The organism is Proteus vulgaris, from assembly GCF_033708015.1.
Taxonomy (GTDB): Bacteria; Pseudomonadota; Gammaproteobacteria; order Enterobacterales; family Enterobacteriaceae; genus Proteus.
This window is the reverse complement of record NZ_CP137920.1, coordinates 738,773-754,060: the sequence shown is the minus strand read 5'-3', so window position 1 is coordinate 754,060 and position 15,288 is coordinate 738,773. Positions and strand designations below refer to the sequence as shown.

Below are 15,288 nucleotides of genomic sequence, written 5' to 3'. Positions count from 1 at the left end.
ATGGTCATAGGTTATTAAGTAGAAACATAAACTACAGTGATGTAAATTGACTGGAGTTTATAAAAGTCACAAAGTATATCACCAATATTTAGGGCTCACCCGCAAAAATCATCGACTGAATAAGAAATTTTCTTCTTACTTGTAGTAAGATGATCGCTATTATTCAGCGCTAACATGCTTTATTATCAAAAATATTATGGCTAAGAAAACGACACCAATTAACGAAGACACCGCACCAACACCAAGTTTCGAAGCATCTATGCAAGAACTTGAGCAAATCGTAAACCGTTTAGAATCCGGTGAGCTCCCTCTAGAAGAAGCGCTTAATGAGTTTGAACACGGCGTTCGTCTAGCCCGTGTTGGACAAAAAACATTACAAGATGCTGAACAACGTGTTCGTATTCTTCTAAAAGAAGACGATAATGCAACTCCTGATAATTTTATCCAAGAGGCAGAATAATTGAGTAACGCAACTTCAAGTACGGATGCGTTCCGTCATAAATTAGATTCCGCCCACCAACGTGTTGATGATGCATTAAACCAAGCGCTATCCGCTTTACCATTTACTGACATGCCGTTAGGTAAAGCCATGCATTATGGTGCTCTTTTAGGTGGAAAGCGCTTACGTCCTTTTCTTGTTTATGCAGTGGGCGAAATGTTTAAAGTCCCAGCACTTAACCTTGATGCCCCCGCCGCCGCCGTAGAATGTATTCACGCTTATTCTCTCATTCATGATGATTTACCTGCGATGGATGATGATGATTTACGTCGTGGTAAGCCTACATGTCATATTGAGTTTGGTGAGGCCAACGCAATTTTAGCGGGTGATGCATTACAAACATTAGCCTTTGAGATCTTAGCCAAAAATCCCATGCCTGATGTTGCAATCGCCGATCGCGTTGCTATGATTGCTGAATTAGCAACAGCCAGCGGGCTGGCAGGTATGTGTGGTGGTCAGGCACTTGATCTTGAAGCCGAAGATAAATCAATTGACCTCGCATCTCTTGAAAAAATCCATTTACACAAAACAGGTGCATTAATTCGTGCAGCTGTCCGATTAGGTGCATTTAGTGCTGGCTCAAAAGGCCATAATGTATTACCCGCACTAGATAAGTATGCCCACTCTATTGGCCTCGCATTTCAAGTACAAGATGACATTTTAGATGTCATTGGCAGTACTGAAGAAACAGGAAAACGTCAAGGGAGCGACCAAGAGTCAGGAAAAAGCACATATCCGGCACTCCTTGGATTAGCACAAGCTCAAAAGAAAGCACAGGAATTGTATAACGAAGCACTGGATGCCTTAGCGTTTCTTGAGCAATACGAGTACGATACGACCACGCTTAAACAATTAGCGAGTTTTATCGTCAAACGGAAAAACTAATAAAAAATAAAGAGAGCAGCTTACCTGTTCTTTCCCTATTACAAGTGATTAATTAATAGGCATCACATGAGCATTGATATCGAAAAATATCCCACATTGGCGTTGGTTGAAACACCAGAAGATTTGCGCCTATTACCAAAAGAGAGTTTACCTAAACTCTGTGATGAGCTAAGGCTATTTCTTCTAAACAGTGTCAGCCGCTCAAGTGGTCACTTCGCCTCAGGTTTAGGTGCTATTGAGTTAACGGTTGCTCTTCATTACGTTTATAAAACCCCTTTTGATAACCTCATTTGGGATGTTGGCCATCAGGCTTATCCTCATAAGATCTTAACAGGTCGCCGTGACCGCATTGATACTATCCGTCAAAAAAATGGATTGCATCCCTTCCCTTGGCGAGAAGAGAGTGAATATGACAAGCTTTGTGTCGGTCACTCTTCAACCTCTATCAGTGCAGGTCTAGGTATGGCTGTTGCAGCTGAGCAAGAAAAGCTGAACAGAAAAACAGTTTGTGTCATTGGTGATGGTGCAATTACTGCGGGTATGGCTTTTGAAGCAATGAACCACGCAGGGGATATTGAACCTGATATGCTCGTTATACTTAATGACAACGAAATGTCGATTTCAGAAAACGTTGGTGCATTAAACAATCACCTTGCACAATTGTTATCTGGCAAACTGTATACGACCTTGCGTGAAGGTGGAAAAAAGGTCTTTTCTGGTATTCCCCCCATTAAAGAATTACTGAAAAAGACGGAAGAACATATTAAAGGCATGGTGGTTCCAGGCACCATGTTTGAAGAGCTAGGCTTCAACTATATCGGTCCAGTTGATGGTCATGATGTTATTGCATTAGTACAAACACTCGCTAATATGCGTGATCTAAAAGGCCCTCAACTTCTGCATATTATGACTAAAAAAGGCCGTGGATATGCGCCTGCTGAACGTGATCCTATTAGCTGGCACGCTGTACCTAAGTTTGATCCACAAGCAGGTACATTACCTAAAAGCCCGAATGCACGACCTACATTTTCCAAAATTTTTGGTGACTGGTTATGTGAAGAAGCCTCAACTGATCCCAAACTCATGGCTATTACCCCAGCTATGCGTGAAGGCTCTGGTATGGTGCGTTTCTCAAAAGAATACCCATCACAATACTTTGATGTTGCGATCGCAGAACAACATGCCGTTACGTTTGCAGCAGGTTTAGCAATTGGGGGTTATAAGCCGATTGTTGCTATCTATTCAACATTCTTACAACGCGCTTACGACCAAGTGATCCACGATATTGCCATTCAAAAACTACCTGTTTTATTCGCTATTGATCGTGGCGGTATTGTGGGAGCTGATGGTCAAACTCACCAAGGCGCTTTTGATCTCTCGTTCTTACGTTGTATTCCTAATATGATCATTATGGCGCCAAGTGATGAAAATGAATGTCGCCAAATGCTTCATACTGGTTATCACTATCAAGATGGCCCTGTTGCCGTACGCTATCCAAGAGGTTCTAGTGTTGGTGCGCAATTGCAACCACTTAATCCACTACCTATGGGTAAAGGTATTATTCGTCGTCAAGGCAAGGGAATTGCGATCCTAAACTTTGGTACATTACTACCAGAAGCGTTAGAAGTGGCTGAAAAATTGGATGCTACTGTCGCTGATATGCGTTTTATCAAGCCTCTTGATCAATCACTTATTCTTTCTCTCGCTGAACAACATGATATGTTAGTAACGCTAGAAGAGAATGCCATTATGGGCGGCGCTGGTAGTGGTGTTAATGAGTTGCTCATGCAAGAACGTTGCCTTGTACCTGTCTTGAACTTAGGTATACCTGATCTTTTTGTACCACAAGGTGGACAAGAAGAAATCAGAGCTGACTTAGGATTAGATGCCGAAGGTATTGAGAAATCAATTAAGGCTTATCAAGCTAACTAATTGAATTAAATTGATTAAAAACCTCTCCTGATTAACTAAAGGAGAGGTTAATACATTTTTTAGGCTGTGATTATCTACTTGTATAATACTGGTTTACGCTTTCATACTTCTTATTCCCCCCATATAATCTTGTCCGTTATCACATTTTTATGAAATTCACTGAAAACAAATACTTTTTTTCTTGAAACCATTCAGCGTTAATTTATTCAATCAGTTAGATTTTTCTTTCTTTTTGTTCACCAACGAAACGTTTCGATCATGTTCACAATATGAATAAATCAAACTTGTTTTCCCCTCTTTCTTTTCTACTATGTAGACAGCGAAACGTTTCGCTGAGGAGGAAACATGAAAAAAGGTGTATTACTTAATAGTCCTATCTCGAGTGTCATTTCACGTTTAGGACACACTGACAAAATCACTATTGCAGATGCCGGATTACCTATTCCCTCCTCTGTTGAACGGATTGATCTTGCTCTGACTCAAGGTATTCCAGACTTTATGTCCGTACTGCAGACGATCACTCATGAGATGCAAGTGGAAGCCGTAATGCTGGCGGACGAAATTAAAACGATCAATCCTTCTCTTTTTAATGAAATCATCTCTTACCTCCATTTATTAGAACAAGAGCAGAAGAAACCTATCCAAATAATCTCTGTTTCACATGAAACATTAAAGAAGCAACTTACTGAAAATAAAGCTGTTATTAGAACGGGTGAATGTACACCTTATGCCAATATTGTGTTGTTTTCTGGTGTGACTTTTTGAGGACAATATGGAACCTTTACTTGAACTTAAAGATATTGATAAGTCATTCCCCGGCGTAAAAGCACTATCAGGCGCAACGTTGCGAATTTACCCAGGTCGAGTAATGGCTTTAGTCGGTGAGAATGGCGCAGGAAAATCAACACTGATGAAAGTACTCACTGGGATCTATAAAAAAGATGCTGGCGAAGTGATTTATCAAGGCAAAAGTTGTGCTTTCAATGGCCCAAAATCTTCCCAAGAAGCAGGAATAGGCATTATTCATCAAGAGCTTAACCTTATTCCAGAATTAACCATTGCAGAAAATATCTTCTTAGGTCGTGAATTTACACGTGCTTTTGGTGCTATCGATTGGAAGAAAATGTATACAGAGGCCGATAAGTTATTAGCCCGATTAAACCTTGCTTACAGTAGTCACCGTTTAGTGTCTGAATTATCAATTGGCGATCAGCAAATGGTAGAAATTGCCAAGGTGCTTAGCTTTGGTTCCAAAGTGATTATTATGGATGAACCAACAGACGCATTAACTGACACTGAAACTGAATCACTATTTAGTGTTATTCGTGAACTGAGGGATCAAGGTTGTGGCATTGTTTATATCTCACACCGTTTAAAAGAGATCTTTGAGATTTGTGATGACGTAACGGTACTACGAGACGGCCAGTTTATTGGTGAAAAACCTGTCGCTTCATTAAAAGAAGACACCCTGATTGAAATGATGGTGGGGCGTAAGTTAGAAGATCAATACCCTCGTATTAATATTCCACAAGGAAAAATAAAACTTAACGTCATTAACCTCAGTGGCGAAGATGTTCACGAAGTGAGTTTCTCATTACATGAAAGCGAAATTCTTGGTATTTCAGGATTAATGGGAGCGGGTCGTACTGAGTTAATGAAAATTATCTACGGCGCATTACCCAAAACTAATGGCACCGTTGAGTTAGATGGTAAACCCTGCCAAATCAAAAAACCCGTTGAAGGATTGGAACAAGGTATTGTTTACATCTCTGAAGATAGAAAGCGTGATGGTTTAGTGCTTGGCATGTCAGTAAAAGAAAATATGTCTCTGACTGCACTTCGCTATTTTAGCCGCAGTATGGGTGTGATTAATCATAAAGAAGAGCAACTCACGGTCGGTGACTTTATTAAATTATTCAATATAAAAACGCCTTCAATGGATCAAACTATTGGCTTTTTATCTGGGGGAAATCAACAAAAAGTGGCTATCGCAAGAGGCCTAATGACTCGCCCTAAAGTACTTATTCTTGATGAACCCACTCGTGGTGTTGATGTGGGCGCTAAAAAAGAAATTTATCAGCTAATTAATAAATTTAAACAAGAAGGATTAAGCATCATCTTAATTTCTTCTGAAATGCCTGAGGTAATGGGAATGAGTGACCGTATTTTGGTTATGCATGAAGGTCGTATTAGTGGTGAGTTTTCGGCACACAATGTCACACAAGAAATGCTAATGGCAGCGGCTGTTGGTAAACAATATGACGCGAAATTAGGAGCTTGATATGAGCACAAATTCAATTCCAGCGTCAAAACGTTGGTTCTCAAAAGCTTGGCTATTAGAACAAAAATCGCTGATTGCATTACTACTTCTGATTGTTGTGGTTTCCACACTCAGCCCTAATTTCTTTACCTTAAATAATATTTTCAACATTCTCCAACAAACATCGGTTAACGCCATTATGGCAGTTGGAATGACTCTAGTTATTTTAACATCAGGCATCGATCTCTCTGTGGGTTCATTGCTTGCTTTAACTGGCGCCGTTGCAGCATCTATGGTTGGAGCGGATGTTAATGCGCTGGTTGCTGTTGTTGGCGCATTGGCATTAGGTGCGGCTATTGGAGGAGTAACAGGAATTATCGTTGCTAAAGGTAAAGTACAAGCCTTTATTGCTACGTTAGTCATGATGTTATTACTGCGCGGTGTTACGCGTGTCTATACCGACGGCAGCCCAATTAATACCGGGTTTAGCGATAATGCCGACCTATTTAGTTGGTTTGGTATTGGTCGCCCATTTGGTATTCCAACCCCCATTTGGCTAATGATGATTGTCTTTTTAAGTGCCTGGTATTTATTACATCACACCCGTTTAGGTCGCTATATCTATGCGTTAGGAGGCAATGAATCAGCCACTCGCTTATCGGGTATTAGCGTCGATAAAATCAAAATCATCGTTTATTCATTATGCGGTTTATTAGCCGCCCTTGCGAGTGTCATTGAAGTTGCTCGACTTTCATCAGCACAACCCATGGCAGGTAATGGCTATGAGCTAGATGCGATCGCCGCCGTTGTTCTAGGTGGCACCAGCCTTGCGGGGGGTAAAGGTCGTATTATTGGTACATTAATTGGTGCGCTTATTCTCGGCTTTTTAAATAATGCACTAAATTTATTAGGAATATCATCAAACTATCAAATGATAGTAAAAGCGGTGGTCATCTTACTTGCTGTTTTGGTAGATAACAAAAAATAACACTCTATTCTCTTAATCCGAATCCCGACAGGAACTTATATTATGAAACTCAAAAAAATGGCGACACTTCTTTCTGTTGTTGCATTAAGCGCCACAATCAGTGCTAACGCATTAGCAAAAGAATCGATCGCGCTTGTTATCTCAACACTTAACAATCCTTTCTTTGTCACCATGAAAGACAGTGCACAAAAAGAGGCAAATAGATTAGGTTACGATCTTGTTGTTCTAGATTCTATGGATAACCCTGCAAAAGAGCTTGCTAACGTACAAGATCTCACCGTGAAAGGCACACGCTTAATGCTTATTAATCCAACAGATTCAGATGCTGTGGGTAATGCAGTTATTTTAGCCAATAAAGCCAATATCCCCGTGATCACCTTAGACCGAGTTGCAAACAAAGGTGACGTCGTCAGCCACGTCGCTTCAGATAACCGCCTTGGTGGCAAAATGGCGGGAGATTATATTGCTGAAAAAGTCGCTAATGATGCCAAAGTCATCCAACTAGAAGGTATTACAGGAACATCGGCATCGCGTGAACGTGGTGAAGGCTTTAAGCAAGCCGTTGATGCCCATAAATTAGATGTACTTGCAAGCCAACCCGCTGATTTTGACCGCACAAAAGGTCTTAACGTAATGCAAAATCTGTTAACTGCGTATCCTGCAGTTCAGGCTGTTTTTGCACAAAATGATGAAATGGCATTAGGTGCATTACGTGCATTGCAAACTGCCGGTCGTACCGATGTATTAGTGATTGGTTTCGATGGTACAGATGATGGGATCAAAGCGGTAAACCGTGGCATGTTAGGTGCAACCATTGCGCAACGTCCAGATCAAATTGGTATTATCGGCATTCAAACTGCAGATAAAATTCTCAAAGGCGAGAAAGTGGATGCAACAATCCCTGTCGAGCTTGAGTTAGTTATTAAAAAATAACAACAATAAACACCACGGGGTGATATTGCTCCGTGGTGGCTTTAATCATTAAAACATGTTTCACAAGGATAAAGGCTATGACAACACCTCGCCTTGCTGTTCTAGGTAGTATCAATGTTGACCACATTATGAATATTTCGCAATTTCCCAAACCTGGTGAAACCATTATTGGTCATCAATACAAAATAGCCTTTGGTGGTAAAGGTGCAAATCAAGCCGTGGCTTGTGGCCGTAGTGGCGCCGATATTACCTTTATTGCTTGTGTCGGTGATGATGCCATTGGCAGTGAAATCATCTCTCAACTTAAAACAGATAACATTCATATTGATGCAATTAGCATTATTCCTCAAACACCAACGGGTGTTGCGATGATCCTTGTTAATGAACAAGGTGAAAATGTCATTAGCATTGTTGCGGGTGCAAATGGCGCATTAACACCTACACATTTTCAGCAGTATCATCATGTTGTTGAGCATGCTGACGCCTTACTGATGCAATTAGAATCACCGTTAGAGACGGTTTTTGAAGCGGCAAAACTTGCAAAATCACATCAAACGAAAGTCATTTTAAATCCCGCACCAGCACAAGCTTTATCGGATGAATTTCTGAGTTTTATTGATGTTATCACGCCAAATGAGACAGAAGCCGAAATATTAACTGGCGTTTCTGTGCATGATGAAGCGGGTGCAGCAAAAGCTGCCGAGATTTTACATCGTAAAGGTATCAAACAAGTGCTAATCACGTTAGGTAGCCGCGGGGTATGGTTTAGTGAACAAGGAAAAGGCGTGATAATTCCTGGATTTCGTGTCGATGCTGTTGATACCATTGCCGCAGGTGATACATTTAATGGGGCATTTGTCACTGCAATCTTAGAAGGGAAACCTTCCGTTGAGGCTATTCGTTTTGCTCACGCAGCAGCTGCAATTGCCGTTACACGTCATGGTGCGCAATCGTCTGTTCCTTGGCGTCATGAAATTGAATCATTTTTAGCAGAGCGAGCATAGTACTTTGGCAACAATGAAAGATGTCGCCCGTTTGGCGGGCGTTTCGACATCAACTGTTTCTCACGTTATCAATAACAATCGTTATGTTAGCGAAGGTATTCGTAAAAAGGTTAATGACGCTATCGAAACCTTAAATTACGCGCCTTCAGCTTTAGCGCGCAGTTTAAAAATGAACTGTACTCACACTATTGGAATGTTAGTGACAGCCAGTAGTAACCCGTTCTATGCAGAAGTTGTTCGTGGTGTTGAACGCAGTTGTTACGAAAAAGGTTATAGCCTTATTTTATGTAACACCGAAGGGGATTACGAACGCATGGATAGTAGCCTTGAAACGTTGCTACAAAAACGTGTTGATGGTTTATTATTGATGTCAACAGAAGCCAGAGCGCCCTCTCATGAAGTACTAAATCGTTATCCTCGTTTACCGATGGTTATGATGGATTGGTCCCCATTTGAATATGGAGGCGATATTATTCAAGATAACTCTCTACTTGGGGGAGAAATCGCCACCAATTATCTAATTGAAAAAGGCTTTACTGAAATTGCCTGTATTGCAGGTCCACAAGATAAGCTTCCCGCAAAACATCGTTTGCAAGGTTATTACAATGCGATGCAAAAAGCAGGATTAACCATTCGAGAAGAGTTTGTATTAACCAGCGATTTTGAATTTGCGGGGGGATTTAGCGCAATGCAAAAATTACTCTCACTTTCTGCCTTACCACAAGCGGTGTTCACCTGTAATGATGCGATGGCTGTTGGTGCTTATCAAGCTATTTATCAAAAAGGGTTGCGTGTACCCGATGATATTTCAGTCATGGGTTATGATGATATCGACCTCGCTTCTTATATGATCCCTCCGCTTTCTACGATCCATCAACCCAAAGATGAATTGGGTAAGCTTGCTGTCAGCCAATTATTACATCGCATGGAAAACATCGATGCTGATGACAATGTCCTGGTGCTTACACCCAAACTTATAGAGCGTGGTTCTGTGATAGATTTCATAAAATAATAACAAGAAAATTAACACTATTATTGATAATGCTCTCATTTATGATGAGGGCATTTATTTTTAGTCATCTTTATTAAATTAACACTTTAATATCAATTAGTTAAATAATATTTAAAACTGCTTTTATTTATCTTTATTTTCTATTTAACTCGCTATATCTAATCTACTTTTCCTCACTCGTTATGTCATACCCTGTGAAAGATGCAAATTTCCATCAAATCCATTATACTATCGCCCTTTCACATTATCAGAAGCAACGCCTATTTAAGAAATTGCTTAGAACTTTCACTCTTAAACGATAATGTGTCCTTTAATTTATGGGGCAAGTGTTATCCTCATTGTGACGATTAATCACTTCCCATTTTGATAAAATTTGAGAGTATTATTATGTCATTACCTTCTTGTCCTAAGTGCAATTCAGAATACACCTATGAAGACGGTGCAATGTATGTTTGCCCTGAATGTGCGCATGAGTGGAACGATGCAGAACCCACTATTGATAACGATGAGTTAGTCGTTAAAGATGCTAACGGCAATTTATTAGCTGATGGTGATTCAGTGACGGTGATTAAAGATCTCAAAGTCAAAGGTAGTTCAACCATGCTGAAAATGGGGACTAAAGTAAAAGGTATCCGTTTAGTAGAAGGCGATCATAATATTGATTGTAAAATTGATGGTTTTGGACCAATGAAGTTGAAATCGGAATTTGTGAAAAAGAACTAAGATAATAGATTCTTTAAACATCGAGTTAGATATTATCAATATCATCAAAGGCGCTAATAGAGCGCCTTTAAATTAAAGTAAGACTACTCGTTAGACTCACTGAAATGATCAAACCCTTTGAGATTAGGGTAAACATCTTTACCATCACGTAAATAGCGAATACCTTCAGTAATCGGCATAATTTGCCCTATACAATGAAAATCTGCGCCTGTATGTGCTAATGCCATTTCTAAAGCGCCGCGGTTGATTTCAGGCACTGTAAAACATAACTCATAATCTTCACCGCCACTTAATGCCCAAATCTCCGCTTGTTCTTCACTCACTTCCGCTTTCATCGCTGGCGAGTAAGGTAATGCATCTAAATTTAAGCGAGCCCCACAGCCACTTGCCGTGAGAATATGGTTCAAGTCTGAAATCAGTCCATCAGAAATATCAATTGCAGATGTCGCTAAATGACGTAATGCTTGACCTTGTAGTAACCGAGGTTGAGGGCGCAAATGCCTTGCAACAAAATAGTCACTATGCTCTTTTTCTGTCGGCTGTAATCTATTTTGTAATACAGCAAGCCCTGCCGCGCTATCACCTAAAAAACCCGTGACATAGATCCAATCGCCAATTTTAGCGCCAGAACGGAGTAATGCCGTTCCTTGTGGAACAAGTCCTTGTATAGTGATTGTTAAACTCAAAGGACCACGAGTGGTATCACCGCCGATTAACTGGATTGCATAATAATCAGCTAACGCAAAGAAGGAACGACTAAATGCCTCAAGCCATTCACTGTTTGTATCAGGAAGTGTTAAAGCTAATGAAGCCCAAGAAGGATCTGCACCAACGGCAGCTAAATCACTAATATTTACAGCAAGTGCTTTATAGGCTAAATCTTCAGGTGAGATAGAAGGAAGGAAGTGAATACCACTCACTAGAGTATCGGTACTAATAGCAATTTGTTGCTTTTCAGGTACCGTCAATATTGCGCAGTCATCCCCAATTCCTGTACTCACATCTTTTCGTTTTACAGGCTGTGAAGTGAAATATTGCTTAATAAGGGAGAATTCACCACAAGGCATATCTATTTCCTATTGAGCTATGCATACTAAACTAGCTTTATTAAACAAAAGGCCGGAAATACCGGCCTTGAATTATTTACCATAGAGGAAACGTGAAAAACGTTATTTTTTACGTACTGTTGGTGCAGCTTTATCAAGTACGCCATTAACAAATTTATGGCTATCGTCAGCACCAAATACCTTAGCCAGTTCAATCGCTTCGTTAATCGCAACTTTGTAAGGAACATCTTCACGGAAGCTAAGTTCAAACATTGCTAAACGTAAAATTGCTTTTTCAACTTGACCTAATTCTTCAAGTTGGCGGGATAAATAAGGTTCCATTGCCTTATCTAAACGTGTTGCATTAATGGCAACACCCACTAAAAGCTCACGAAAATAAGCAATATCTACACCTTGGGTATCCTGCTCGGATAAAAACTCCAATTCCACATCCGCGATGTCATTTCCGGATAATTGCCATGAGTAGATAGCTTGAACAGCACACTCACGAGCACGACGACGAGCAGCAGGTTTCACAAAATTCCCCTTAAGTTAAAACAGATGATTAGCCTTTTATGGCTTTAAGTACATTGATCATTTCAAGTGCTGTCATTGCCGCTTCAGCACCTTTGTTGCCCGCTTTAGTTCCTGCGCGTTCAATAGCCTGTTCAATACTTTCCGTTGTTAATACACCAAAAGTCACAGGGATCTCACTTTGCATTGCAACTTGAGATAGGCCAGAACTACATTCGCCAGCAACGTATTCAAAATGTGCGGTTCCGCCACGGATAACAGTACCTAATGCGATAACTGCATCGTATTTGTCGCTTTCTGCTAATGCCTTCACAGTTAAGGGCAACTCATAAGCGCCTGGAACCCAAACGACGGTAATATTTTCAGAGGAAACTTGTCCAATGCGTTCTAATGCATCAACCGCACCGTCTAATAGATTGTCGTTGATGAAGTTATTAAAACGGGCAATTGCAATTGCTACGCGTGCGTTTGGCGCCGCGACAACACCTTTGATTACGTTCATAGGTTACCTTTTTCTCCTATCCGCGGGGCGCGGATTTTATCATATTCTTTCCCTTACTGCGCTCTGTTTTATTATCACACAGCAAAGGAGCCAAAAACCCTTGATAAATCAAGGCATTTAGTTGGCTGATAACGATGTCGTAACGACAGGAAATAACACACACAGCGCTATTTTACTACAAATAGCGCCGTAGACACACTTATTTGCGTCTATTAATAACGAGGTTTTAAACAAATTCTGATATCGGAACCAATTTGTTGGAGAGAATCTACTGTAAATTCAGGCGCTTCAGATAATGATAAAAGCGGAGAGAGTGCAAATAATCCACGTGCATCATTCCCTAAAATTTTAGGCGCAATATAAATAATAAGCTCATCAACAAGCCCAGCTTCTAATAATGCACCAGCAAAATGAGCGCCACTTTCAACCCATACGGTATTGATATTGCGTTTACCCAATTGCATCATTAATAAAACTAAATCCACACCGCTGTTTTTACCATTCGTTGGTAATAGAATTTCTGATACATTACCCTGCCAGTCACTTGGCTGTGATTTTGTACGCGCCAACCAGCATTCGCCTTCAATTTGAGTGATTTTATGATTTTCAGTCACTCTATTTTGGCTATCAGCAACAATACGAATAGGTTGGCGTAGCGTTTCTTCAGGATAAAGCGCTTTAATTTCATCTGAAAGCTCATCCCAACGCACATTCATAGAAGGGTTGTCTGCAAGGACGGTTGCACTTGTCGTTAAAATAGCGCTAGCTTGGGCACGAAAATTTTGTACATCCCGACGAGAGGCTTTAGAGGTTATCCATTGGCTTTCACCTGATGCTAATGCTGTTTTACCATCTAAAGATGCACCTAATTTTAGCTGGATATAAGGGAAGCCTGTTCTCATTCGTTTAAAAAAACCAACGTTAAGTTTTTCAGCTTCTTGCATTAAGACACCGTGTGAAACATCAATTCCGGCGGATAATAATTTATGTAATCCTCGTCCCGCAACCTGAGGATTGGGATCTTGCATCGCAGCAACAACACGTTTTATCCCCGCATTAATCAAAGCATCAGCACAAGGTGGTGTTTTACCAAAGTGGCTACAAGGCTCCAGAGTGACATACGCTGTCGCTCCTTTTGCTTTATCTCCTGCCATTTTTAATGCATTGACTTCAGCATGGGGACCTCCCGCATGATGATGATAACCTTCACCGATGATTTCACCTTCTTTAACAATCACACATCCTACATTAGGATTAGGTGATGTTGTGAAACGACCTAATGCAGCAAGTTCAATGGCTCGACGCATATAGTGTTCATCATGCAGGCTTTCATTTCTATTAGGATTATTGCTGTTGTTATTAGTCATAATAATTACTTGTAGTTTTATTATTTATCATTATTTTTCAAATCATTAAATGAAATGCGGTCTTAATCCTGTAATCTTGCAATTTCTTCACCAAAATCACGGATATCTTCAAAACTACGATAAACAGAAGCAAAGCGAATATAAGCCACTTTATCAAGTTTCTTCAGTTGTTCCATAACAAAATTACCAATCTCTTTTGACGGTATTTCTCTTTCTCCCGTCGCTCTTAACTGGGATTTGATATGGCTTATCGCCGCTTCTACATCGTCTGAACTCACTGGACGCTTTTCTAATGCTTTAAGCATACCTCGACGAAGTTTTTCTTCATCAAAAGGCTCTCGTATCTCATCACTTTTCACAACACGAGGCATCACTAACTCTGCTACTTCAAAGGTAGTAAAACGTTCATGACAAACAAGACATTGGCGACGACGGCGCACTTGTGAACCATCACCAACAAGTCTGGAATCAATTACCTTGGTATCTACGGCTCCACAAAATGGGCAATGCATAGTTATTCCTACTTTTGACAACACTCATAAACAGTGTACCTGTTCAGTGAACAAAAAACACCCTGTCAGTATACACTGGCAGGGTGTTTGCGATGTTTTATCAGAAGAACGCTCTATTATGGTAAGAGTGTTGTCTGATCGGCACCCTCTTTTTCTACTTTTTGTACAATCAAGTGTTCACGTTTCATTCCCATTTTCAGTGCTAATGCAGAAGCCACATAAATAGAAGAAATAGTACCGATTGAAACACCGATTAACATAACTAAAGAGAAGCCTTGTAGCATTGAACCACCAAAGATATACAGCATTAATACAACTAATAATGTTGTTGCTGATGTCATGATGGTACGGCTTAATGTCTGTGTAAGAGAAACGTTCATAATTTCATATGATGTTCCTCGACGAATTTTACGGAAATTCTCACGAATACGGTCAGATACAACAATACTATCATTCAGTGAGTAACCGATAACAGACATCAATGACGCCACAATGGTTAAGTCAACTTCTATGTGGAATAGTGAGAGTACACCCAGTGTGATCACTACGTCATGCGCAAGCGCAATAACCGCGCCTAACGCCAAACGCCATTCAAAACGGAATCCAACATAGATAAGAATACAGATAAGTGCTGATAACAACGCCATTGCACCTGTTTGAGCCAATTCACTCCCCACGCTCGGCCCAACAAACTCAATACGTTTTACCACCGCATCGTTATCAACTTCAGCATTGATAACATCGATAACTTTCTTACCTAATTCTTGACCCGCCTGTCCTTCAACAGGAGGCATTCGCACCATAATATCGCGACTGCTACCAAAGTTTTGTAACAGAGGATCTTTAAAGCCCGCTGTATCTAGGCTATCACGCATTTTATCAAGGTCGGCTGGTTGACTGAGATTGATCTCAATTACTGTACCACCTGTAAAATCCAGTCCCCAGTTAAATCCTTTCACGGAAATGATAGCGATTGATGCTATCAAAAGCAGAAACGAAATACTAAAGGCGACGTTGTCCCAACGCATAAAGTCAATGACTCTACGACCATGGTTTAATTGTTCAACAGTATAATCCTGTGCCACAACGTG

16 protein-coding genes are annotated in these 15,288 nt (G+C 40.5%); 10 read left to right on the top strand and 6 right to left on the bottom strand.

Translation table 11 applies throughout. From position 1 onward, the window contains the following. Positions 1-196: 196 nt before the first annotated feature. The 10 genes from xseB to SB028_RS03555 all read left to right on the top strand — a co-directional run bounded on the left by xseB (position 197) and on the right by SB028_RS03555 (position 10,236). The gene (gene xseB / locus SB028_RS03600) at positions 197-460 is read left to right on the top strand and encodes an exodeoxyribonuclease VII small subunit (RefSeq protein WP_069368586.1); all 264 of its coding nucleotides are present in this window, start codon (positions 197-199) and stop codon (positions 458-460) included. Then, on the top strand, positions 461-1,384 hold the full coding sequence (gene ispA / locus SB028_RS03595) for a (2E,6E)-farnesyl diphosphate synthase (protein WP_069368587.1): 924 nt from the start codon (positions 461-463) through the stop codon (positions 1,382-1,384). A 66-nt stretch (positions 1,385-1,450) separates the two neighbouring features. After that, the gene (gene dxs, locus SB028_RS03590; RefSeq protein WP_069368588.1) at positions 1,451-3,316 is read left to right on the top strand and encodes a 1-deoxy-D-xylulose-5-phosphate synthase; all 1,866 of its coding nucleotides are present in this window, start codon (positions 1,451-1,453) and stop codon (positions 3,314-3,316) included. A gap of 345 nt (positions 3,317-3,661) precedes the next feature. Beyond that, positions 3,662-4,081: a D-ribose pyranase gene (gene rbsD, locus SB028_RS03585; protein ID WP_069368589.1), complete on the top strand. Its 420-nt coding sequence runs from the start codon at positions 3,662-3,664 to the stop codon at positions 4,079-4,081. A gap of 7 nt (positions 4,082-4,088) precedes the next feature. Beyond that, positions 4,089-5,597 carry a ribose ABC transporter ATP-binding protein RbsA gene (gene rbsA / locus SB028_RS03580; protein WP_069368590.1) on the top strand — a complete coding sequence of 503 codons (1,509 nt, stop codon included), beginning with the start codon at positions 4,089-4,091 and terminating at the stop codon, positions 5,595-5,597. Position 5,598: 1 nt separating this feature from the next. After that, positions 5,599-6,564: a ribose ABC transporter permease gene (rbsC, locus tag SB028_RS03575; RefSeq protein ID WP_069368591.1), complete on the top strand. Its 966-nt coding sequence runs from the start codon at positions 5,599-5,601 to the stop codon at positions 6,562-6,564. A 42-nt stretch (positions 6,565-6,606) separates the two neighbouring features. After that, positions 6,607-7,497, top strand: coding sequence for a ribose ABC transporter substrate-binding protein RbsB (rbsB, locus tag SB028_RS03570; RefSeq protein ID WP_069368592.1), 891 nt, complete (start codon positions 6,607-6,609; stop codon positions 7,495-7,497). Positions 7,498-7,574: 77 nt separating this feature from the next. After that, on the top strand, positions 7,575-8,501 hold the full coding sequence (gene rbsK, locus SB028_RS03565; RefSeq protein WP_069368593.1) for a ribokinase: 927 nt from the start codon (positions 7,575-7,577) through the stop codon (positions 8,499-8,501). Between the two features lie 4 nt (positions 8,502-8,505). After that, entirely contained in the window at positions 8,506-9,513 is a 1,008-nt protein-coding gene (rbsR, locus tag SB028_RS03560; RefSeq protein WP_171729928.1) for a ribose operon transcriptional repressor RbsR, read from the top strand. A 387-nt stretch (positions 9,514-9,900) separates the two neighbouring features. Continuing rightward, the gene (locus SB028_RS03555; protein WP_069368595.1) at positions 9,901-10,236 is read left to right on the top strand and encodes a zinc ribbon domain-containing protein YjdM; all 336 of its coding nucleotides are present in this window, start codon (positions 9,901-9,903) and stop codon (positions 10,234-10,236) included. Positions 10,237-10,319: 83 nt separating this feature from the next. On the opposite strand, the gene thiL is transcribed toward SB028_RS03555, so the two are convergent. The 6 genes from thiL to secF all read right to left on the bottom strand — a co-directional run bounded on the left by thiL (position 10,320) and on the right by secF (position 15,282). Continuing rightward, positions 10,320-11,303, bottom strand: a complete 984-nt coding sequence (gene thiL / locus SB028_RS03550; protein WP_069368596.1) for a thiamine-phosphate kinase — start codon at positions 11,301-11,303, stop codon at positions 10,320-10,322. Positions 11,304-11,405: 102 nt separating this feature from the next. Continuing rightward, on the bottom strand, positions 11,406-11,819 hold the full coding sequence (gene nusB / locus SB028_RS03545; protein WP_006535124.1) for a transcription antitermination factor NusB: 414 nt from the start codon (positions 11,817-11,819) through the stop codon (positions 11,406-11,408). Between the two features lie 28 nt (positions 11,820-11,847). Next, positions 11,848-12,318, bottom strand: coding sequence for a 6,7-dimethyl-8-ribityllumazine synthase (gene ribE / locus SB028_RS03540; RefSeq protein ID WP_069368597.1), 471 nt, complete (start codon positions 12,316-12,318; stop codon positions 11,848-11,850). A gap of 212 nt (positions 12,319-12,530) precedes the next feature. Then, positions 12,531-13,685, bottom strand: coding sequence for a bifunctional diaminohydroxyphosphoribosylaminopyrimidine deaminase/5-amino-6-(5-phosphoribosylamino)uracil reductase RibD (gene ribD / locus SB028_RS03535; RefSeq protein ID WP_069368598.1), 1,155 nt, complete (start codon positions 13,683-13,685; stop codon positions 12,531-12,533). 62 nt (positions 13,686-13,747) lie between these two features. Further along, entirely contained in the window at positions 13,748-14,197 is a 450-nt protein-coding gene (gene nrdR / locus SB028_RS03530) for a transcriptional regulator NrdR (RefSeq protein ID WP_069368599.1), read from the bottom strand. 116 nt (positions 14,198-14,313) lie between these two features. Beyond that, positions 14,314-15,282, bottom strand: a complete 969-nt coding sequence (gene secF / locus SB028_RS03525; RefSeq protein ID WP_036911726.1) for a protein translocase subunit SecF — start codon at positions 15,280-15,282, stop codon at positions 14,314-14,316. Between the last annotated feature and the right edge of the window lie 6 nt (positions 15,283-15,288).